We start from the raw sequence: 21,397 nt of genomic DNA, 5'->3' as shown, positions 1-21,397 counted from the left end.
AGGACCACCATCTTGGGTTCGGCGTTGAACCCGTTGTCCACTTCAGAGGACGCGCGACCCTCGGGCCAGGTTCCACCATCGACGATCTCGAGTGCCACTACGGCAGACGGCCACCCCGGATCGCCCGGGATGGCCGTCTGATCAGGACAGTCAGGAAACGCCGGGCGTCTCGATGCAGAACACCGTCTTCGGCTCCGGGTAGCCCAGGCCGTTGCTGTTGGGGCAGCCGGACGGGTCGGTGGTGCCGTTGATCACCTTGGTGATCTTGATGGCCTCGGGGCTCTCGCAGGAGCCGACCTTGAACGCCTGGTTGGCCTCGTCGGACTCATAACAGGTGCCCGCGACGAAGTTCGGCATCAGGCAGATCAGGTTCTTCTCGTCACGCAGCTCGCGGTAGGCGCCCTCGGGGCAGCTCGTCTCGGCCTTGTCCTTCTTGAGCGCGACCTTGAAGGTGGCGGACTTCTCGGCGCAGTCGACGATCGTCAGCTTCGCGGCGTCGTCGGTGCCGCTCACCGAGGCACACTCGCCCGGCGCGGCCGTATCGTCGGCGAAGAACACCTGGTAGGCGCCGAAGCCCACACCGGCCAGGACGAGGGCGGCGACCAGGGCGATGACCCAGATCGGCAGGCTCTTGCGCCTTTTGGGCTCGGCCTGGGACTGCTCCTGGTCAACGGGGTTGCTCATGTTCGCCTCTGCTGGGACCGGTGGATGGGCAGCGTGGACGGTAGCCGCCAGGTACCCGCCGAGGGCAGGCCCGGTTACCGAACTGTGGCCTTGATGTCGGAGTTTGCGACACTGGTGGGGTGACCGACGGCCCCCTGATCGTGCAGTCCGACAAAACCCTGCTGCTGGAGATCGACCACCCCAGCTCGAAGGACGCCCGAATGGCCATCGCGCCGTTCGCCGAACTGGAGCGCGCGCCGGAGCACATCCACACCTACCGGGTCACCCCGCTGGCCCTGTGGAACGCCCGCGCCGCGGGCCACGACGCCGAACAGGTCGTCGACGCGCTGGAGACCTACTCGCGGTACCCGGTGCCGCAGCCGCTGCTGATCGACATCGTCGACACGATGGGCCGGTTCGGGCGGCTGACCTTGCAGAACAGCCCCGTGCACGGGCTGGTCATGACGTCCATCGACCGCGCGGTCCTCGAAGAGGTGCTGCGCAACAAGAAGATCTCCCCGATGCTGGGGGCGCGCATCGATCAGGACACCGTGATTGTGCACCCGAGCGAGCGCGGCAGGCTCAAGCAGCTGCTGCTCAAGGTCGGCTGGCCCGCCGAGGACCACGCGGGCTACGTCGACGGTGAGGCGCACGCGATTTCGCTGGTGCAGGACGGCTGGGAGCTGCGCGACTACCAGCGGATGGCGGTCGACTCATTCTGGGCGGGCGGGTCCGGTGTCGTCGTGCTGCCGTGTGGGGCGGGAAAAACGCTGGTCGGGGCGGCCGCGATGGCACAGGCGCAGGCCACGACGCTGATCCTGGTGACGAACACGGTGTCGGGCAGGCAGTGGAAGCGGGAGCTGATCGCGCGGACGTCGCTGACGGAGGAGGAGATCGGCGAGTACTCCGGCGAGCGCAAGGAGATCCGCCCGGTCACCATCGCGACCTACCAGGTCGTCACCCGCAAGACCCGCGGCGAGTACCGGCACCTGGAGCTGTTCGACTCCCGCGACTGGGGTCTGGTGGTCTACGACGAGGTCCACCTGCTGCCCGCGCCGGTGTTCCGGATGACCGCCGACCTGCAGTCCCGGCGTCGGCTGGGCCTGACGGCGACCCTCGTGCGGGAGGACGGCCGCGAGGGCGACGTGTTCTCCCTCATCGGCCCGAAGCGCTACGACGTGCCGTGGCGTGACATCGAGGAGCAGGGCTGGATCGCGCCCGCCGAGTGCACCGAGGTCAGGGTGACGCTGACGGAGAACGAGCGGCTGGAGTACGCCACGGCCGAACCCGAGACCCGTTACAAGCTGTGCTCCACGGCGAAGACCAAGCTGCCCGTCGTCCAGTCCATTTTGGACCGACACCCGGGCGAGCCCACCCTCGTGATCGGCGCCTATCTCGACCAGCTGGAGGAACTCGGCGAGGCCCTCAACGCCCCGATCATCCAGGGCTCGACGAAGAACAAGGAGCGGGAGGCGCTGTTCGACGCTTTCCGCAAGGGTGAGCTGCCGACCCTGGTGGTGTCGAAGGTCGCCAACTTCTCCATCGACCTGCCGGAGGCGTCGGTGGCGGTTCAGGTGTCCGGCACCTTCGGCTCACGCCAGGAGGAAGCCCAGCGTCTCGGAAGGCTGTTGCGCCCCAAGGGAGACGGCCGACAGGCGCACTTCTACTCGGTGGTCGCCCGAGACACCCTCGACACCGAGTACGCGGCGCACCGGCAGCGCTTCCTGGCGGAACAGGGTTACGCCTACCGAATCTGCGACGCTGACGACTTGCTAGGCCCGCCCATCCCGGAGATCAGCTAGCACGGCGTCGGTGAAGGGCGTCCACGCCTCGATCGCCCACGGCCCGAAGTCCCGGTCGGCCAACGCGACACAGGCCGCCTGGGCTTCGGGATCGACCCACAGGAACGTCCCGGACTGTCCAAAGTGGCCGAACGTCCGCGGCGAGCTCTGGGTGCCGGTCCAATGTGGACTCTTGCCGTCGCGGATCTCGAACCCAAGCCCCCAGTCATTGGGCTTCTGGTTGCCATACCCGGGAAGCACCCCGTTGAGGCCGGGAAACGCGACTGTGGACGCCTCCGCCATCAACTCTTTGGACACCAACGTCGGGGACTGCAACTCGACGGCGAACCGGGCAAGGTCACCACAGGTCGACTCGGCCCCAGCCCCCGCCGACCCGACGAGCACCGACGCCGCCATCCCCAGCGGCGCGAACACCCCTTCGGCGAGATAGTCGGCGAACGGGATGCCGGTCGATTCGTGGATGAACTCGGCCAGCACCCCAAACCCGGCATTGGAGTAGATCCGCCGCTGCCCGGGCGGTGCTTGGATGGTCGGGGAGTCGAAGGCGAGACCAGAGGTGTGGGCGATCAGGTGGCGAACTGTCGCCCCTTCAGGCCCGGCGGGCTGATCCCACTCGACCGCCCCTTCCTCAATGGCGACAAGCACTCCGTAGGCAGTGAGCAGTTTGGTCACGGACGCCAGCCGGAAGACCCTGTCCTGATCCCCGTGGGTCCCCAGCACACGCCCGTCAGCCCCGATGACGGCCACGGCCACGTTGTCGACCGGCCACTGCTCGACCAAACCCAGACTCCGCATGGGCACCACCCTACGAGCCCCAAACCACCCCCCACCCGCCCAGGTCACCCACCCCGCGAGTCGCCCCTCCCGGCAAGCGAGTCGCCCCTCCCGGCAAGCGAGTTCGACATTCAGGCGAATGAGTTCGACATTCAGGCGAGCGAGTGCGCTGTCGGCGCCGGATTGAGTGGCTGCGCCGGGCGCAGGCGACGAGGACTCCGAGGCCAGGGCTGGTCGTGAAGGTTGAACTCACTTGCCGGGAGGGGCGACTCACTTGCCGGGAGGGGCGACTCACTTGCCGGGAGGGGCGACTCGCGGTGTGGGGTCGGGCGAACCTTCAGGGGCTCTTGGGCATGGTCCTGGGCGTACCTTGACGCAGGCGGTCGCGCACCTCCATGAGGGCCTTGCCGAGGAGGTTGAGTCCTCGCCAGCGGTCCGGGTGGCGGGCGTCGGGGCTGTCCGCGGCCAGGCCGATGCCCCAGATCGGGTCGACCGGGCTGGCCTCGACGAGCACGGCGTTCCCGGTGCCGACCAGGTAGCCGTGCAGTGGGGGGTTCTGGCTGAACTTGGCTTCCGTGCCGCGCACGACGATGTCGTAGCGGTGTTTGGTCCAGAGTTCGTCGTCGAAGCCGCGTACCTTGCGGCCCAGGCTCTTGGCCGCGTCCGGGGTGGGTGCGGCGAAGATCTTGGTGGCGATTTCCTCATCGCCGAAGAGGCGGGCCTTGCCGACCATCATGAAGTGCTCCGCGGTCGGGTAGCGCTCGCCGTCGACCGTGAACTCCGCGGGCCACCACTGGCTCAGGCAGGGCTTGCCGATGCGGCCATCGGGCAGCGGTCGGTGACCCCAGAAGAACAGGTACTCAGTCATCAGGCTCCCCCGGGTCGACACCGTCGCGGTCGGCCCACTCCAGCAGTTCGTCGATGGCGAAGACGGCGTCGTCGATGCCCTCGTGCAGGTCGCCCAGTTCGGCGAACCGGGCGGGCATGGTGGCGATAGTGAAGTCACCGGGGAGTGCGTCGTCAATCTCATTCCAGGCGATCGGGGCCGACACCCTGGCCTCCGGCACGCCGCGCACCGAGTAGGCCGAGGCGATGGTGTGGTCGCGGGCGTTCTGGTTGTAGTCGACGAACAGCTGGGTGGGGTCGCGGTCCTTGCGCCACCAAGTCGTCGTCACATCGTCCGGTGCGCGCCGCTCGACCTCGTGGGCGAACGCCAGGGCCGCCCGGCGGACGTCCTGGAAACCCCAGTTCGGCTCGATCCGCACGTAGATGTGCAGGCCCTTGCCGCCTGAGGTCTTGGGCCAGCCGACCGCGCCCAGGTCGTCGAGGACCTCGTGGGCGACATGGGCGACGCGGCGGACCGTGGCGTAGTCGCACTCCGGGCCGGGGTCGAGGTCGATCCGCCACTCGTCGGGCTTCTCGGTGTCGGCGCGACGGGAGTTCCACGGGTGGAATTCGACGGTGGACATCTGCACGGCCCAGATCACCTGCGCCACCTCGGTGACGCACAGCTCGTAGGCGTGCCGCTGGTAGCGCGGGAACTCCACGCGCACGGTCTCCAACCACGGCGGCGCACCATGCGGCACCCGCTTCTGGTGGACCTTCTCCCCCGCGACGCCCTCCGGAAAGCGGTGCAGCATGCAGGGCCGCTCCCGCAGAGCGCGGACGATGCCGTCGCCCACGGAGAGGTAGTAGTTGACGAGGTCGAGCTTCGTCTCGCCCCTGGCCGGGAAGTACACGCGGTCGGGGTTGCTGACCCGCACGGTCCGGTGACCAACCTCAAGCTCCACCGCGGGCGACTTGGTTGCCATGAAGGCAAGCTAGCGCGTGTCAGGATGATCCGGTGGCTGACGACGTGCGGGTGTACGCGATCGCGATGCGGACGAAGTTCCGCGGCATCACGGTTCGCGAGGGGATGCTCCTGCGAGGACCCGCGGGGTGGGGCGAGTTCTGCCCGTTCTGGGACTACGACGACGCCGAGTCCGCACCCTGGCTCGCCAGCGCCCGGGAAGCCGCCGACCTGGGCTGGCCCGCCCCGGTCCGTGACCGGATCCCGGTGAACTGCACGGTCCCGGTCGTCTCCCCCGAGCGCGCCGCGGAGATCGTCGCCGGGTCGGGCTGCCGGACCGCCAAGGTCAAGGTCGCCGACCCCGGCTCGTCGCTGTCGGACGACTGCGACCGCCTCGCCGCCGTCCGCGACGCGCTGGGCCCGGGCGGCCTGATACGGGTCGACGCGAACGGCGCGTGGGACGTCGACACGGCGGTCAGGGCGATCCGCGACCTGGACAAGGCGGCGGGCGGGCTGGAGTACGTCGAGCAGCCGTCGAGGACGATCGAGGAACTGGCCGCGGTCCGCAAACGGGTCGACGTCCGAATCGCCGCCGACGAATCCATCCGCCGCGCGGAAGACCCGCTGCGGGTCGCGGTGGCGGGGGCCGCGGACATCGCGGTCCTCAAGGTCGCCCCGCTCGGCGGCGTCCGGCGCGCGCTCGCGGTGGCGGAGGCGTGCGGCCTGCCCTGCGTGGTGTCATCGGCCCTGGAGACCAGCGTCGGCCTCGCTGCGGGCATCGCCTTGGCGGCCGCGCTGCCGGAGCTGGACCACGCCTGCGGCCTGGCCACCCTGTCCCTGCTCACCGCGGACGTCACGACCCACCCGCTGCGCCCGGTCGACGGCTACCTGACCGTCCCCACCAGCCCACCGACCCCCGACGCCACGCCGCACGTCACCGACGAGATCGAGACCCGCTGGCACGCCCGCCTCGCGCGAGTCGCCCACTCCAGCAAGTGAGTCGCCCCTCCCAGCAAGCGAGTTCAACACCCAGGCAAGCGAGTTCAACACTCAGGCGAGTGAGTGCGCGATTCAGGCAAGTGGGGTCAACGCTCCGGCAAGCGAGTTCGACGGTCGGCCAGGCGATGCCGGCCCTCGGCGATGAATCCTGGGGTGTCGGCGCCACCCGAATGTCGCACTCGCTCGCTGGAGCGTTGACCTCACTTGCCTGAATCGCGCACTCACTCGCCTGGGTGTTGAACTCGCTTGCCTGGGGGTTGAACTCACTTGCTGGGAGGGGCGACTCGCTTGCTGGGAGGGGTGACTCGCGAAAGACGGGCGAAGGCCCGGTCCAGTGGACCGGGCCTTCGCTCGTGGAACAGGTTGGACTGGACTCAGAAGTCCATGCCACCGGTCGGGTCGCCCTGGGGGGCGGCTCCGGCCTTCTCCGGCTTGTCCGCCACGACACACTCGGTCGTGAGGAACAGCGCGGCGATCGACGCGGCGTTCTGCAGCGCCGAGCGGGTGACCTTGGTCGGGTCCGGCACGCCGGCGGCGAGCAGGTCCTCGTAGACACCGGTCGCGGCGTTGAGGCCGTGGCCCTGCGGGAGGCCCTTGACCTTCTCCACCACGACGCCACCCTCGAGACCGGCGTTGATCGCGATCTGCTTGAGCGGCGCCTCGACGGCCACGCGGACGATGTTGGCGCCAGTGGCCTCGTCGCCCTCGAGCTTCAGGCCCGCGAAAGCAGCCTCGGCCGCCTGCAGCAGCGCGACGCCACCACCGGGGACGATGCCCTCTTCCACGGCGGCCTTGGCGTTGCGGACCGCGTCTTCGATGCGGTGCTTGCGCTCCTTGAGCTCGACCTCGGTGGCGGCACCGGCCTTGATGACCGCGACACCACCCGCGAGCTTGGCCAGACGCTCCTGGAGCTTCTCGCGGTCGTAGTCCGAGTCCGACTTCTCGATCTCGGCGCGGATCTGGTTGACGCGGCCCTGGATCTGCTCGGCGTCACCCGCACCCTCGACGACGGTGGTCTCGTCCTTGGTGACGACGACCTTGCGGGCCTTGCCCAGCAGCGAGATGTCGGCGTTCTCCAGCTTGAGGCCCACGTCCTCGGAGATGACCTGGCCGCCGGTCAGGATCGCGATGTCCTGCAGGATCGCCTTGCGGCGGTCGCCGAAGCCCGGCGCCTTGACGGCGACGGACTTGAAGGTGCCGCGGATCTTGTTGACGACCAGCGTGGCCAGGGCCTCGCCCTCGACGTCCTCGGAGATGATCAGCAGCGGCTTGCCGCCCTGCATGACCTTCTCCAGCAGCGGGAGCAGGTCCTTGACCGAGGAGATCTTGCCGCCGAACAGCAGGATGTACGGGTCCTCGAGGACCGCTTCCTGACGCTCGGGGTCGGTCACGAAGTAACCGGAGATGTAGCCCTTGTCGAAGCGCATACCCTCGGTGAGCTCAAGCTCCATACCGAGCGCGTTGCTCTCCTCGACGGTGATGACGCCTTCCTTGCCGACCTTGTCGAGCGCCTCGGCGATCAGCTCGCCGATGGTGGTGTCGCCCGCGGAGATGCTCGCCGTCGCGGCGATCTGCTCCTTGGTCTCGACCTCCTTGGCGTTCTTGTGCAGCTGCTCGATGACAGCCTCGACGGCCTGCTCGATGCCCCTCTTCAGGGACAGCGGGTCCGCACCGGCCGCGACGTTGCGCAGGCCTTCGCGAACCAGGGCCTGGGCCAGCACGGTGGCGGTGGTGGTGCCGTCACCCGCGACGTCGTCGGTCTTCTTGGCAACTTCCTTGACGAGCTCGGCCCCGATCTTCTCCCAGGGGTCCTCGAGCTCGATTTCCTTGGCGATGGAGACGCCATCGTTGGTGATGGTCGGCGCGCCCCACTTCTTCTCGAGCACGACGTTGCGACCCCTGGGGCCGAGCGTCACCTTGACGGCGTCGGCGAGGATGTTCAGTCCGCGCTCGAGACCGCGACGCGCGTCCTCGTCAAACGCGATCAACTTGGCCATTGCGGTGTGGTCCTCCGTTGGGTGGAAACACGAAGCGTGGCCAGGCTCGGTGCCCGCGACGGACGCCCGGCGATAACGCCGGCCTCACCGTCCCGACCTTTGGCACTCGGAGAGGCCGAGTGCTAACTCGGTTTTAGCACTCTCAGGCCTCGAGTGCAAGAAACGACCCTCAGTTGGAGGGCGGCGCCACAAGCGAGATGGACGGCAGCGTCTTGCGCGTCGTGGGCTTGGAGCTGCCCGACGGCGAACCGGACTCACCCGGTCCGACCGGGATCGAGGGACCGGTCGTGGACGTCCCGCCACCACCGGGGCCGGACTCCTTCGGCGAGAGGACCACGATCGCGCCGATGATCAGACCGATCGCGACCAGCCCGACCAGCACCGGAGCGATCCAGCGGTTGCCGCCGCGCTCCTTGCCGAAGGCCGCGGCGCCGGCCGGGACGGGCGGGCGCAGCCGCACCGGCTCGGCGTGGGAGCTCTGCTGCGGTTGTCGTGGCGGCGTCGGGAACTGCTGGAACGTCTGCTGCTGCACGGGCCGCTGCTGCTGCTGGGGAGCGGGCCTGGCCGGTGCGGACAGCGCCTGGCGGGCGGCGGCGATCAGCTCACGGCAGCTGGCGTAGCGCTGGCCGGGCTGCTTGGACATGCCGCGTCGCACGACGTCGTCGATCGCCGGCGGCAGGCCGGGGGCGAACTCGGTCAGCCGCGGGGCCTCGCGGTTGAGGTGGCCCTGGATGACCTCGGACACCTGCCCCTGGAAGGGCGGGCGGCCGCTGAGGCAGGCGAACAGGACACAGGCCAGCGAGTACGCGTCGGTGCGGCCGTCGACCGGCTCACCGCGCAGGTGCTCGGGGGCGGCGTAGGTCGGCGAGCCGAGGAAGTCGCCGCCGCGGGTGCGGTGGCCGGTGGCGCCGCGCCGGGTCAGGCCGAAGTCGGCGACGTAGACGTGCTCGGTGGCCGACTCACGCGAGGTGACCAGCACGTTGGCCGGCTTGACGTCGAGGTGCACCAGGCCGCGTTCGTGCAGGTTGTCGAGGGCTTCGGCGACCTGGCTGAGCAGGCTGATCGCCCGCTGCGGCGCCATCGGGCCGTCCTTGACCAGGCTCGCCATGTCGGCGCCCTCGACGAGCCGCATCGCGATGTAGAGCAGCCCGTCGACCTCACCGAAGTCGTAGAGCGGCACGACGTTGGAGTGGTCGATGGCCGAGGTGTTGCGCGCCTCGTCGACGAACCGCTCACGGAACTCCGGGTCCTCGGTGAGGTGTTCGGCGATGACCTTCAGCGCGACCTTGCGCCCGAGTCTGACGTCGGTGGCGCGGTACATCACGCTCATTCCGCCCTTGCCGAGCACTCCGTCGATGCGGTAATGCCCCAGGCGACGCCCAGTAAGGTCCTCCGACACGCGTGGAGCCTAACGTGGGCGTTGTGACGGCCGCGTCCGGTTCCGTGAGATCGATTCAGCGGGCGAGCCAGCCCGCCATCGCCCGGGGGGTCCTGGTCTGGGTGAGGAGCCTGCCCGGACCGGCGATATCGAGCATCAATCCCTCGCCGGTGCGCACCGACTGCGGGCCGGACTGGCTGACCGCGCGCAGCCTGCACTGGGTGCCGTCGCTGTAGGCCAGCACGCTCGCCGGGTCGACCGTGATCGCCTCGCCGGGTTCCAGGGTCGCCACGTCGAGGGCGCCGCAGACGGCGAGGACCATGGTGCCGACGCCGCTGACGTGTTCGAGGAAGCCGTGCTCGGCGCCGAAGAGGGTGTGGAAGTTGGGCCAGCTCGGATCGACCCGCAGGGTGCTCGCGACGGCGAGCCCGACGCCGCGGGCGACGCACCAGCCCGCGGTCCCGTCCAGGTCGAGCGCGTAGACCTCACCGGGCAGGGCGGGGGCGACGTCGACCCAGCCACCCTCGGCGGGCGCGGTGAAGACCGTGGGTCTGCCCTTGGACCGGCCGCCCCCACGACGCTGATCGACGAGCACACCGAAACTGGTGGCCAGCAGCGCCGAGTAGTCGGCCTGAACCGCTTCGCCTGGCGCCAACATGAGGCGTGCCACCCCGAAAGCGGGGGTATGCCGTGTACGAACCTGCACCGTTCCCTCTTCCACCCAGTGCGACACACCCCGACGCGGCCGCTCCAGTCCCGGCAGTCTGGCACGGCGGTTTAGGGAAGGATGGCCGCGTGGCGAAACGCACCTACACGGCCGGGGAGTACCGCGACGAAGTCGCCGCACTCCTGCCGCCGCTGCCCGTCGTGGAACTCCCGCTCGCCGACTGCCTGGGCTTGGTCCTGGCCGAGGACGTCGTGGCCGGGGTGTCGCTGCCCCCCTTCGACAACTCCGCCATGGACGGCTACGCGGTCCGCGCTGAGGACATAGCGTCCGCACCGGTCACGCTGCCGGTGGCCGACGACATCCCGGCGGGCCGCACCGACGTCCAGCCACTGGAGCCGGGCACGGCCCACCGGATCATGACCGGCGCACCGTTGCCCCCGGGCGCGGACGCGGTCGTCCAGGTCGAACTGACCGACGCCGGGACCGAGACCGTGCACATCACTTCCGCTGTTCCCGCGGGCAAGCACCTGCGGCGAACCGGCGAGGACGTGGTGGAAGGCGTCACGGTCCTCCACGCGGGCACCGTCATCGGCCCCCCGCAGTTGGGCTTGGCTGCCGCGGTCGGTCTCGGCACCCTCCCGGTCAGAAGGCCCCCACGCGTCATCGTGCTCTCGACCGGCTCGGAACTGGTCGCGGCAGGCGAGCCCCTGCCACCCGGCCACATCTACGAGTCCAACAGCGTCCTGATCGCTGCCGCGGTCCGCGAGATCGGCGGCAACGCGACGGTCCTACGTTTCGTCCCGGATGACGTCGACAAATTCCGCGCGGTAGTCGCCGAACACGCGCCGGGGGCGGACCTGCTGATCACCTCAGGCGGCGTGAGCGCCGGCGCATACGAGGTGGTCAAGGACGCCCTGACCGGCCACGGCGTCGAATTCGTGCGCGTCGCGATGCAGCCGGGCGGTCCCCAGGGCTTCGGCACCTTCCTGGGACTCCCGGTACTGACCCTGCCGGGCAACCCGGTGAGCGCAGCCCTGTCGTTCGAACTGTTCGTCCGCCCGGCATTGCTCGGAGCTCTAGGACACCGCGTCGTAGACCGCCCCCGCGCACAGGCAAGGGCGACGGTGGACATGTCGTCACCCGGCACAAAGACCCAATACCGGCGGGCGCGGCACGATGACGGAATGGTGGAGGTAATGCCGGTCGGCGGCCCGGGGTCACACCTACTGTCCGCTTTCGCCGCATCGAACTGTTTGATCGAAATCCCGGTGGGTATCGAACAGGTCAAAGCGGGCGACAAGGTAGACCTGATCTTGCTCGATTAATCCGACCCACAGACACCACCACGCCACCCAACCGGACCGCAGAGCCCAACTGCGCCACCCACAGCCCCACCCAGGACTCGCAAGCCTTAAGGGACGCCCTTATCCCTCACCTCGAACATGGGTCACTTCCAGGGATGCTCTTGTCCTTGCACCTCCGAACGTGGCCTCCTTCGGGAATGCCCTTGCCCTTGCACCTCCGAACGTGGTCACCCTCAGGGACACGCCTCCCCCATAGCTCCGGACGTGGTTGCCTTCGGGGACGGCTCTTCGCCCCTGCACTTCCCCCTTGCCCCTCGTCCTGGCCGCTTTTAATTCTCGATCATCGGTGTCAAGGGTCGCGCAGCGATCGCGCAGCGACGGCCGTTTACGGCCGCCCTTGACAGCGATGATCGAGAATTAAACAATCGAGCCAGAGGGGCCCACCACGTTGATCCCCGAGTTCTTGTTGGCTCCCAAGGGAAATCAGTCTCCCTCGGCCACAATTGTTTAACTCTCGATCATCGGCGTCAAGGGCGGCCGTAAACGGCCGTCGCTGCGCGATCGCTGCGCGACCCTTGACACCGATGATCGAGAGTTAAAGATGGCCAGGACGAGGGGGCAGGGGGTAGAGCAGGGATTAAAAGCCAAAGACCGCAAAGGCAACCCCGTTGGAGTGGGACTGTGGGCGGTTTGGTTTGGCTGTGCGGCTCGGGCTGGGTTGGTGGATGCAGGCCGAGCGGTTGTGTGCGCGGTGCAGTTGGGCTGGGCGGCTCGGCCTGGGTTGGTGGGATGCAGGCGAGTTGTGGTGTTCGCGGTGTTCTTTGGCCCTGAGGTCCGGTGGGCGGGCTGGTTTGTGCTCCATTGGTTCGCGCGTTTCGGTCGCGGGTGACGGGGGGCGCCGTGGGGTGCGAGCCGGGTCGGCAAGGTTGAGTCGCCCGGTGGGATGGGCCGTGGGGTGATCGGCACCGTCGGACGTGCCGCGAATGACCCCGAGGCCGGTCCGTGATCGCGGGGACCGCATGGGTCTGCCGCCAGAGGCTTCGGTAAGATCGCAACAGCAAGTAACCGCGTGCTCACCGGTCGGATTGATTGGCCAGGAGTGGGCGCGTAGAATGGAATCGCTCCGCAACGGGGCATCCGATCGGTGCCGTGCGCCGTCGGGGGGTGCACGGCGCCGGTCGGGTGCCCTGTGTTTCAGGGCCGGTCAGATCTCGGTCGATACGACTCTTGGCGTAGCGTGTGGGCAAATCCGGCCGAGTCGCGAGGAACCAGCCACCTGATGTCCGCCCCGTCGCAGCCCCCGTCCGATGCCCTCAAGCACGCGGTCGAGCTGACCAAAAGCATCATCCCGCCGGTCCACCCGGGCGGTCGGCCGTTTGTCTTCGGCGCTCTTGTGGCGACGCTGCTGATTCGGCGTCGTTCGCGTCGGGTCGGTGTGCTCAGTGGTGTGTTCACCGCTTGGCTGGCGTGGTTCTTCCGTGAGCCGAAGCGGGTCACGCCGCAGCGGCCGGGGATCGCGGTGGCGCCCGCCGACGGCACCGTCTCCCACGTCATCGAGGCCGTCCCGCCCGCCGAGCTCGAGCTGGGCGACGACCCGATGCTGCGGATCAGCGTGTTCCTCTCGGTGTTCGACGTGCACGTCCAGCGCTCCCCCGCGACCGGCCAGGTCGTCCGGGCGATCCACAAGGACGGCGAGTTCCTCTCCGCCGACCTGGACGCCGCCAGCGAGGTCAACGAGCGCAACAGCCTGCACATCCACACCGTCGACGGTCACGACCTGGCCGTCGTGCAGATCGCCGGTCTGGTCGCGCGGCGGATCATCTGCCAGGTGGCCGACGGTGACAAGGTCAACGCCGGCACGACGTACGGCCTCATCCGCTTCGGCTCCCGCGTGGACCTCTACGTGCCCACGGGCAGCCGGGTGCTCGTCGAGGCCGGGCAGCGCACCATCGGCGGCGAGACCGTGTTGGCCGAGCTGCCCGCCGCGGAGCGCTGACCGATGGCGCCTGCGTCTCCCGGAGTGCGCCTGCTGCCCAACGCGATAACCGTCCTGGCGATGTGTGCCGGCCTTTCGGCCGTGCACTTCGCCATGCGCGGCCAGTGGGCCGCGGTGATCGCGGCCATCGGTGTCGCGGCCATTCTGGACAGCCTCGACGGTCGCATCGCCCGACTGCTCGACGCGACCAGCAAGATGGGCGCCGAGCTGGACTCGCTGGCCGACGCCATCTCGTTCGGGGTCGCGCCCGCCCTGGTGATCTACGTCTGGAAATTCCCGGACAACCGCCTGGGCTGGGGCATCGCCCTGATCTTCGCGGTCTGCATGATCCTGCGCCTGGCCCGGTTCAACACACTCCTCGACGACACCGAGCAGCCGCCGTACGCCAAGGAGTTCTTCGTCGGCGTCCCGGCGCCCGCGGGCGGTCTGCTCGCGCTGCTGCCGATGATGCTGACCATCGAGTACGGCGTCCGGGACGTGTGGTGGCAGTCCAAGCCGTTCATCGCGCTGTGGACCGTGGCCGTCGCCGTGCTGCTGATCAGCCGCATCCCGACGCTGTCGGTGAAGTCGGTCAAGGTCTCCCCGCGCGCGGTGGCGCCGATGCTGGTGGGTGTGGGTCTGCTCGCCGCCGCGGTGATCACGTACCCGATGATCGCGCTGGCCATCGCCCTGATCCTCTACCTGGCCCACATCCCGTTCGCGGTGCGGCGCAAGCACTGGCTGGCCAACCACCCCGAGGCGTGGGATGTGCCGTCGAAGGAACGTCGGGCGATCAAGCGCGAGCACGGCACGCAGCGCCGGATCGGGCTGCGGCCGCCGCCGCTGCACCGGGTCGCCGGCGCGGCCAAGCGCGCGGTCCGACTCCCCAGCCGCAACGGCGGGCAGCAGGCGGCTGCGCCACCGGCGCCCGAGCCGAGCGTGGCGGGCCCGGTCCGCAGGCGCAGCTGGCGGCGCACGGGTCTGCGGCGCGAGCAGTCCCGCTGACGTCCTGCGCCGCGAGAGCAGGAGGCAATAGGCTCGCGGCGTGGGATCACAGATCACGCTGACCGCCCGACTGTCCCCGTCCGCCCTGGACACCCGGCGCGGGGTGGTGCGGCTGCACCGGGAAGTGCTCGACGCCCTCGGCGTGCGGCACTGGGACGCCGTCCAGCTCACCGGCGCGCGCGTCAGTTCCGCGCTGGCCGCCGAAGGTGACCCGGCGGGGCCGACCGGGGTGATCCTCCTCGACGACGTGACCATGTCCAACCTCGGTGTCACCGAGGGCGCCGAGGTCGTCGTCGCGAAGGTCGACGTCGCCCCCGCGCGCTCGGTGACCGTGGCGGGTTCGCGCCTGGCCACAACCTCGCTGACCCCGGAGACCGTCCGGTTGGCGCTGGTCGGCAAGGTCCTCACGGCGGGCGACGCGGTGTCGCTGCTGCCGCAGGACCTGTCCCCGCCGCCCGGCACGGACGTCTCGGCGGTGCGCGGCAAGCTGTCGCGGGCCATCGGCATGACGTGGACCAACGAGCTGCTCACGATCACCGCGACCGAGCCGCCCGGCGCGGTCACCGTGCATCCGTCCACTGTGGTCGGCTGGCGCGACGGCCCGCGCACGGGCGAGCGCGCCCCCGCCCCGGTCGCCACCGCCCCCGTCCGACCGGCCCCGCCTGTCCCGGCGGAACCCCCAACGCCTATCGCGGACTTGGTAGGTGCCCAGGACGCCGCCCGCGCGCTCGCGGAGTGGTTCGAGTTGGCGTTCACCCGCCCGGAGCTGCTGGCGAAACTCGGCGCAGCCCCGCGGCTCGGCGCGCTGGTCACCGGCCCAGAAGGGGTCGGGAAGTCGACCGTCGTCCGCTCGGTCGCGCACTCGGTCGACGCCGCCGTCGTCGAGCTGTCGGGGCCCACCGCCGCCGTCCTGGAGGCGAAGTCGACCGCGGCCCTGGTGGACAGCGCGATCGCGGAGATCCGCGCACACTCCGACGCGGGCAAGCCCAGCGTCCTGCTGATCACCGATATCGACGTCCTCCTGCCCGCCACCACCCCACCGCCGGTCGCGACCGTGGTGCTGGACTCGCTGCGCGCCGCCATCGCCATCCCCCGGGTCGCCCTGGTCGCGACAACCGCCCACCCCGAGGCCATCGACCCCCGGGTCCGCGGTGTCGAGCTGATCGACCGCGAGCTGCGGCTGACGCTGCCCGACGGCAAGACCCGCACCGAGCTGCTGCGCATGCTGTTCCGCGACGTCCCGGTCGTGTCCGATGTGGACTACGCGGCGATCGCCGAGCGCACCCCCGGCTTCGTCGCCGCCGACCTGATCGCCCTGCGCCGCGAGGCCGCCATCCGCGCAGCGCTGCGACACAAGGACGCCGAGGAACCGCGCATCGAGTCCGCTGACATCCTCGGCGCACTGGACACCGTCCGCCCGACCTCGATGTCCACTTCGGACACCCTGCGCACCGGCAACGTGGCGCTCGAAGATGTCGGCGACATGGTGGAGACCAAGCAGGCCCTCACCGAGGCGGTGCTGTGGCCGCTGCGCTACCCGGATTCCTTCGCCCGCCTGGGTGTCGCCCCGCCACGCGGCGTGCTGCTCTATGGGCCGCCCGGTGGCGGCAAGACGTTCCTCGTCCGCGCGCTGGCGGGAAGCGGGCAGCTCAACGTGCTGTCGGTCAAGGGCGCGGAGCTGATGGACAAGTGGGTCGGCGAGTCCGAACGCGCCGTCCGCGAGCTGTTCCGCCGCGCCGCCGAGGCCGCGCCCGCGCTGATCTTCCTCGACGAGATCGATGCCTTGGCGCCGCGTCGCGGGCAGTCGTCGGACTCGGGCGTGTCCGACCGGGTCGTCGCGGCCCTGCTGACTGAGCTCGACGGCGTGGAGCCGCTGCGCGACGTGGTGGTCGTCGGCGCGACGAACCGCCCTGAGCTGGTCGATCCCGCGCTGCTGCGCCCCGGCAGGCTGGAGCGGCTGATCTACGTGCCGCCGCCGGACGCCGAGGCCCGCGCGGCCATCCTGAAGGCGACCGCCCGCAACATCCCGCTGGCGCCGGATGTCGACCTGGTCGAGTTCGCCAAGCAGCTGGAGGGCTACTCGGCGGCCGACTGCGCCGCCGTCCTGCGGGAGGCGGCCCTCACGGCGATGCGCGAGAGCCTGGACGCGGCTGAGGTGACCGCGGCACATCTGGAGCAGGCGCGGGAGAAGGTGCGCCCCTCGCTGGACCCGGCGCAACTCGCGACTCTCGAGGCCTACGCCGAGTCCCGCAAGGCCTGACGGACCGGCGGGGGTTCGCCCCGCCGGTCCGGGTTCGGTCAGATGTCGAAGACAGCGCCGGTCTCGACGTAGAGCTGGCACGCGTTGCCGAACGTCTCGTCGTAGGAGACGCGGCGGCCGTCCCAGGTCCCGGTCGCGGTCACGCGCACCGGGTCGACGTACAGCGGGCACGCGCGGTCTTGGTGCACAAGCAGCGCGCTGAAGTCGCCCGTCACCGCGGCGAGCTGCGCGCAGGCGGTCTCCGGGCTGCGGTGGTGTCCGCCTGCCGGGCCGCAACGCAGCGTCCCGACCCGCATGGGGTCGCCCTCGTGCTGGTAGGTGAGGACGAGCGACGCGCTCGTGGGCGTCGCCGAAGCAGGCTGGGCCGTCGCCACCGCGGTCGCGGCGGCGAAAGCGACGATAAGGACCTTGCGCAACATAGGTCAGTCAACCCTCTCGTGGTATCGCGGTCATGATCGATGACCGAACGAATTCGAGAGTAGGCCGATGAAAAATCGTCGCAACCCGGGCGCGATTCTTCCTTTCGCCCGTGACGGGCCGCACAATTGTCGCCCGATGGCTGCCCACCGAATGGCGCAAGCGGCCGGGTTAAAGAACCTTGGCGCTGGTGAACGTCCCGCAGGCCGGGGCGCGACAGACCGTCACGCCCACCGCTTCCTTTGCCGGAAGCGGTTTTCGGTCAAAGGAAGTTATTCCTTGCCCGCCGCGCCACGATAATCTTTGGTGACGATCAGGATAAGACCAGGACGCGAATCCTTGATGCCCTCGAAACGTGGCTCGGCGCGAATGCCGAACTCCGCGGCCAGCGCCCGCGCGGCGGCTTCCTCTGCCGTGCCGGGAACGAAGTACACCGTCGTCGTCGGGATGATCCCCTGCGAGTAGTTCCCGGTCTCGACGACGTTCCAGCCGTGGCCCTTGAGATCGTTTTGCGCGCGGGAGGCCAGGTCGGCGATCGTGCTGTTGTTGTAGATCCGAACCGGTTGGTCCTTTGTGGACGGCGTACCCGGCTGACCCGGCCCTTGGCCCGGCCCCGGCGCGGTGCTCGTGGGCGCGGCCGTCGTCGAGACGGGTGGAGTGGTCGTCGTGGTCGTCGGCGCGGCGGAGGACGAGCCCGGGGACGAGCCGGAGGTCGACGGCGGCGCGACGGAGGGTTGCGACGCGGCGGGCGCCGAACTCTGCGGCTGTTGGCCTGCCTCGCTGTCGCCGTTGCCGCCGAGGAGTGTGACGACACCGAGAACGGTGGACACGGCGGCGACACCGATCAGGACGAGACCGGCGATCTTGCCCGGACGCGCTGCGGACGGGTCTGTGGTCATCGCGATTCCAATCCCAGCCTCCGCACGGACCGCGCGCTGTGCCTGGTCGACCGCATCCGGCGCAGTCGCTTCACCAGCATCGGGTCGACGGCCAAGGCTTCGGTCTTTTCGATCAGTTCGTTGAGAACCTGGTAGTACCTGGTGCTCGACATCTCGAACAGCTCGCGGATCGCCTGCTCCTTGGAGCCCGCGCACTTCCACCACTGTCGCTCGAAAGCCAAGATCGTGTGATCTCGCTCACTGAGCCCGCTGGACGCTTTCGCCCGCGTGGGTCGCGGGTCCGAAAAGGCCGATGCCTCAGCGGCGTTCATCTGGCTCCTCGCCTCACGGTCTGGCGAATCCGTGCTCCCGCACCGGAATCACACAGGTGTGATCCTCAGGCGCCATTACACCACGTCACCACCCGATGTGATCGTCATGTCCTCGGCGCGTCCGTCAACGCGCAATAACTACCCTGCCCGTATGACAGTTCACCCGATCCGGATCGTCGGCGACCCCGTCCTGCACGCTCCGACCACGCCGATCGACCGGTTCGACGACGAACTCAAGACTCTGGTCGCCGACATGTTCGAGACGATGGAGGCGGCGAACGGCGTAGGCCTGGCCGCCAATCAGATCGGCGTCGCCCAGCGCGTGTTCGTCTACGACTGCCCGGACGACGAGGGCGTGCGGCACCGCGGCACGGTGGTCAACCCCGTGCTGACGACGTCGGAGATCCCCGACGGCATGCCCGACCCGGACGACGACTACGAGGGCTGCCTGTCGGTCCCCGGCGAGTCCTTCCCCACCGGCCGCGCCACGTGGGCGAAGGTCACCGGCCAGGACGTCGACGGCTCGCCCATCGAGGTCGAGGGCACCGGCTTCTTCGCGCGCTGCCTGCAGCACGAGACCGACCACCTCGACGGCTTCCTCTACCTGAACCGCCTCGTCGGCCGAAACCAGCGCGAGGCCAAGCGGATGGTGAAGGCGAACAAGTGGGGCGTCCCCGGCCTGTCCTGGGACCCGTCCACCACCGAAGACCCCTTCGCCGACGACTGACCCGCGAGTCGCCCCTCCCGGCGAATGAGTCGCCCCGCCCGGCAACCGAGTTCGACAGTCGGGTGGCAGGCGAACGGTGTGGCGGGCTGTGGATAACCGGTGGCGATCAGGGCCGTCGGTGTCGCACGATGCGGGGGTGACCTGGTCCGGCTTTCTCGCCTTTCTGATCGCCTCGTTCCTGCTCGCCATGGTGCCCGGGGTCGGCACCGCGATGCTGCTGCGACAGGCGATCCGCGGCGGCCGCCGCGGCGCGCTGGCGACCATGGCGGGTATGGAGGTCGGCGTCGCCGTGTGGGCCGTCGCGGCCGGGCTCGGGTTGTCGGTGCTGCTGGTGGCTTCCGAGATCGCCTACCAAGGGCTGCGGATCGTCGGCGTCGGCGTGCTGGTCTGGTTCGGCATCAAGGCGTTGTTCGGCAGGCACGAGCACACCGAGACCGAGGTGACTGGCGGCTCCGGCTTCCGCGCGGGCCTGCTGGTCAACCTGGCGAACCCGAAGCTCGCCGTGTTCGCCATCTCGTTCCTGCCCCAGTTCGTCACGCCCGACGCGCCGAGCTGGGTGCTGCTCGCGCTCGCCGGGCTGTGGGTGGTGATCGACACCGTCTGGTACCTGCTGGTGATCGCCATGCTCACCCGCGTGATGGGGTGGCTGCGGCGCGCCGAGGTGCGGACGCGGCTGGAGCGGTTCTCCGGCGCCGTGCTGATCGCGCTCGGTATCCGACTGGCGCTGGAGGCCTAGTGGGCAAGGCCCGCACGCTCGCCGAGGTGTACCGGCACTTCGGCGAGGTCGACGCCGCCGACACGCTGTATGAACGTGTCGCCGTCGCCATCAGTGAGTCCGACGCGGCGCTGCGCGCCATCGAGGCGGCGCCCGCGCGCAAGCGGCACCCCACGGTGATCCTCGCCGCGCTGCACGATCTCGCCCTCGCCGGACGCGCACCCGCGCTCGCCGCGGCCTACGCCGCAGGGGAAGCCGCCGCTGCGATCGACACGCTGCTCGGCATGACCGACTCGGTCGTCGCCATCGCCGCCCGCAGACAGCCGCGCACCGACGAGACCGGACGCTGCGCCGTGCTGTACCCGGCCATCGCCGAGGCGGCGCGCCGAGCGGGCGCGAATGCGGTGGGCCTGATCGACGTGGGCTGCTCGGCGGGCCTCAACCTCAACGTCGACCGCGTCGGCCTCACCTACGGCAACGGCCAGTCCCTGGGCGACCCGTCCTCGCCCGTCCGGCTGTCGGCTTCCATCGTGGGAGACCGGCCCCTCCCGACGCGGGCGATGCCCGAGGTCGTAGCGCGCGTCGGTGTCGACGTCGATCCGGTCGACGTGACCGACACCGATGAAGCCCGGTGGCTGCGCGCCTGTGTGTGGCCGGATCAGCGGGAGCGGGCCGCGAGGCTCGAAGCGGAGATCGCGTTGGCGGCGTCGGCCCCTCCGCTGCTGCTGCGAGGCGACGCCGTCGAGGTGCTGCCCGACGCCATCGCCCAGGTGCCCGCGGACGCCCTGCCTGTGGTGATCACGACGTGGGCGTTGTCGAAGTTCCCACTGGAGAGCCGCCTGCGCTTCCTGCACCGCCTCGACGAAGCGGCGACAAACCGGCCGGTGGCCTGGGTGTCCGCGGAAGGAGTCGGCGTCGCGCCCGCGATACCGACCTTCGGCGATCGCCGCGCCTCCGGCCACAGCATCATCGGCCTGGCGGTGTTCGACCATTCGACCCTGCGCGCCGAGGCCATCGGCCGCTGCTGGTCGAGGGGCAACCTGCTGGCGTGGCTGGCCGACCCCTAGGCCAAGGCTCGCCATGGCAGGTCGGGCAGGGCGGCCATCTCGGCGTACGAGGCGGCCGAGGTCAGTTCGTCCTCGCGGCCTGCCAACAAGAAGGTGCGCACCCGCTGGGCCTGGACCTTGCTGATCGGCTCGCCGGTGAGCAGGAACGGCAGCGACAACCGCCAGTAGGACACCTGGCTGTCCCGCCTGCGGTGGGCGGCGCGCAGACCGGCGACGGTGACGCGCAGGGAGTGCTCGTTGTACGTCATCGCCGTGGGCATCGCGGCGTAGTCCCACGCCCACCGGGCCTGGTCGGCGCCCGCGCAGGCCAGGCAGCCGCTGTCGCCGGTGCCCAGTTCGGCCCGGCAGGTCGGGCAGACGGTGAGCCGCAGCGCCCAGTCGGTGCAGGTCCACGGGAAGGCGCCCGGTTCGGCGCCGAAGACGCGGGCCACCAGGTCCCGCTCCTCGGGGTCGCCCGCGACGACGCCCTCGGTGTCGAGCAGCGCGGCCCAGTCCGCTTTCCAGTAGGCGTCCACACGCTCCGTGCAGGTCGCGCACGCCAGGTAACCGCGGCCCAGCAGTTCGCCGCACGAGGCGCAGGGAACGGCCGAGTCAGGTCGTCCGAGGCGCCGGGCTCCCGGCGGGTACGGCTGCGGCATGTGAGGAAGA

General features: G+C 69.8%; 20 protein-coding genes. 9 read left to right on the top strand and 11 right to left on the bottom strand.

The genetic code is table 11. The features are described 5' to 3' along the window. Positions 1-150: 150 nt before the first annotated feature. A complete protein-coding gene (locus tag C8E96_RS10670; RefSeq protein WP_091379355.1) occupies positions 151-684 on the bottom strand; it encodes an LppU/SCO3897 family protein in 534 nt (177 codons plus the stop codon). Between the two features lie 119 nt (positions 685-803). Here C8E96_RS10670 and C8E96_RS10665 point away from each other — a divergent pair, with 119 nt between their 5' ends. Next, a complete protein-coding gene (locus C8E96_RS10665) occupies positions 804-2,465 on the top strand; it encodes a DNA repair helicase XPB (RefSeq protein ID WP_091379358.1) in 1,662 nt (553 codons plus the stop codon). On the opposite strand, the gene C8E96_RS10660 is transcribed toward C8E96_RS10665, so the two are convergent. The 3 genes from C8E96_RS10660 to ligD all read right to left on the bottom strand — a co-directional run bounded on the left by C8E96_RS10660 (position 2,436) and on the right by ligD (position 5,050). Next, entirely contained in the window at positions 2,436-3,260 is an 825-nt protein-coding gene (locus tag C8E96_RS10660) for a serine hydrolase domain-containing protein (RefSeq protein WP_091379360.1), read from the bottom strand. The two genes, C8E96_RS10665 and C8E96_RS10660, sit on opposite strands and share 30 nt — an antisense overlap. A 316-nt stretch (positions 3,261-3,576) precedes the next feature. After that, positions 3,577-4,107 carry an NADAR family protein gene (locus C8E96_RS10655; protein WP_091379363.1) on the bottom strand — a complete coding sequence of 177 codons (531 nt, stop codon included), beginning with the start codon at positions 4,105-4,107 and terminating at the stop codon, positions 3,577-3,579. Further along, on the bottom strand, positions 4,100-5,050 hold the full coding sequence (gene ligD / locus C8E96_RS10650) for a non-homologous end-joining DNA ligase (RefSeq protein WP_091379366.1): 951 nt from the start codon (positions 5,048-5,050) through the stop codon (positions 4,100-4,102). Before ligD ends, C8E96_RS10655 begins: the two co-directional genes overlap by 8 nt. A 32-nt stretch (positions 5,051-5,082) precedes the next feature. Between ligD and C8E96_RS10645 the strand changes: the two genes are divergently transcribed. Continuing rightward, complete coding sequence (locus C8E96_RS10645; protein ID WP_267463824.1) at positions 5,083-6,027, top strand: o-succinylbenzoate synthase; 945 nt, start codon at positions 5,083-5,085, stop codon at positions 6,025-6,027. A 374-nt stretch (positions 6,028-6,401) separates the two neighbouring features. Here C8E96_RS10645 and groL read toward each other — a convergent pair whose 3' ends face one another. The 3 genes from groL to C8E96_RS10630 form a co-directional block, all read right to left on the bottom strand. Further along, positions 6,402-8,024 (bottom strand): chaperonin GroEL, encoded by a 1,623-nt coding sequence (gene groL, locus C8E96_RS10640; RefSeq protein ID WP_091379368.1) that lies wholly within the window; start codon positions 8,022-8,024, stop codon positions 6,402-6,404. 169 nt (positions 8,025-8,193) lie between these two features. Beyond that, entirely contained in the window at positions 8,194-9,423 is a 1,230-nt protein-coding gene (locus C8E96_RS10635; protein WP_091379371.1) for a serine/threonine-protein kinase, read from the bottom strand. A 55-nt stretch (positions 9,424-9,478) separates the two neighbouring features. Beyond that, positions 9,479-10,108, bottom strand: coding sequence for an AIM24 family protein (locus C8E96_RS10630; protein WP_091379375.1), 630 nt, complete (start codon positions 10,106-10,108; stop codon positions 9,479-9,481). Positions 10,109-10,197: 89 nt separating this feature from the next. On the opposite strand from C8E96_RS10630, the gene moeA reads away from it, so the two are divergent. The 4 genes from moeA to C8E96_RS10610 all read left to right on the top strand — a co-directional run bounded on the left by moeA (position 10,198) and on the right by C8E96_RS10610 (position 16,613). After that, entirely contained in the window at positions 10,198-11,394 is a 1,197-nt protein-coding gene (gene moeA, locus C8E96_RS10625) for a molybdopterin molybdotransferase MoeA (RefSeq protein ID WP_091379379.1), read from the top strand. 1,258 nt (positions 11,395-12,652) lie between these two features. Next, positions 12,653-13,369 (top strand): phosphatidylserine decarboxylase, encoded by a 717-nt coding sequence (locus tag C8E96_RS10620; RefSeq protein ID WP_091379568.1) that lies wholly within the window; start codon positions 12,653-12,655, stop codon positions 13,367-13,369. A 3-nt stretch (positions 13,370-13,372) separates the two neighbouring features. Further along, complete coding sequence (gene pssA, locus C8E96_RS10615; RefSeq protein WP_091379571.1) at positions 13,373-14,353, top strand: CDP-diacylglycerol--serine O-phosphatidyltransferase; 981 nt, start codon at positions 13,373-13,375, stop codon at positions 14,351-14,353. Between the two features lie 40 nt (positions 14,354-14,393). After that, entirely contained in the window at positions 14,394-16,613 is a 2,220-nt protein-coding gene (locus tag C8E96_RS10610) for an AAA family ATPase (RefSeq protein WP_091379575.1), read from the top strand. A 38-nt stretch (positions 16,614-16,651) separates the two neighbouring features. On the opposite strand, the gene C8E96_RS10605 is transcribed toward C8E96_RS10610, so the two are convergent. The 3 genes from C8E96_RS10605 to C8E96_RS10595 form a co-directional block, all read right to left on the bottom strand. After that, positions 16,652-17,029, bottom strand: a complete 378-nt coding sequence (locus tag C8E96_RS10605) for an SSI family serine proteinase inhibitor (RefSeq protein ID WP_166657944.1) — start codon at positions 17,027-17,029, stop codon at positions 16,652-16,654. Positions 17,030-17,302: 273 nt separating this feature from the next. Further along, the gene (locus tag C8E96_RS10600) at positions 17,303-17,929 is read right to left on the bottom strand and encodes a LytR C-terminal domain-containing protein (protein WP_091379582.1); all 627 of its coding nucleotides are present in this window, start codon (positions 17,927-17,929) and stop codon (positions 17,303-17,305) included. Next, on the bottom strand, positions 17,926-18,240 hold the full coding sequence (locus C8E96_RS10595) for a DUF3263 domain-containing protein (protein ID WP_091379585.1): 315 nt from the start codon (positions 18,238-18,240) through the stop codon (positions 17,926-17,928). Before C8E96_RS10595 ends, C8E96_RS10600 begins: the two co-directional genes overlap by 4 nt. Before the next feature lie 151 nt (positions 18,241-18,391). Between C8E96_RS10595 and C8E96_RS10590 the strand changes: the two genes are divergently transcribed. From C8E96_RS10590 to C8E96_RS10580, 3 genes are all read left to right on the top strand, one after another. Beyond that, entirely contained in the window at positions 18,392-18,967 is a 576-nt protein-coding gene (locus tag C8E96_RS10590; protein WP_091379588.1) for a peptide deformylase, read from the top strand. A 136-nt stretch (positions 18,968-19,103) separates the two neighbouring features. Then, positions 19,104-19,703: a LysE family translocator gene (locus tag C8E96_RS10585; protein ID WP_228770072.1), complete on the top strand. Its 600-nt coding sequence runs from the start codon at positions 19,104-19,106 to the stop codon at positions 19,701-19,703. Further along, positions 19,703-20,749, top strand: coding sequence for a DUF2332 domain-containing protein (locus tag C8E96_RS10580; protein WP_091379592.1), 1,047 nt, complete (start codon positions 19,703-19,705; stop codon positions 20,747-20,749). Before C8E96_RS10585 ends, C8E96_RS10580 begins: the two co-directional genes overlap by 1 nt. Here C8E96_RS10580 and C8E96_RS10575 read toward each other — a convergent pair. After that, on the bottom strand, positions 20,746-21,387 hold the full coding sequence (locus C8E96_RS10575) for a hypothetical protein (RefSeq protein ID WP_091379595.1): 642 nt from the start codon (positions 21,385-21,387) through the stop codon (positions 20,746-20,748). The two genes, C8E96_RS10580 and C8E96_RS10575, sit on opposite strands and share 4 nt — an antisense overlap. Between the last annotated feature and the right edge of the window lie 10 nt (positions 21,388-21,397).

It is taken from the genome of Actinokineospora alba (assembly GCF_004362515.1).
GTDB classification, from domain to species: domain Bacteria; phylum Actinomycetota; class Actinomycetes; order Mycobacteriales; family Pseudonocardiaceae; genus Actinokineospora; species Actinokineospora alba.
Note: the sequence above shows the minus strand (reverse complement) of the source record. Positions and strands in the feature narration are given on the sequence as shown.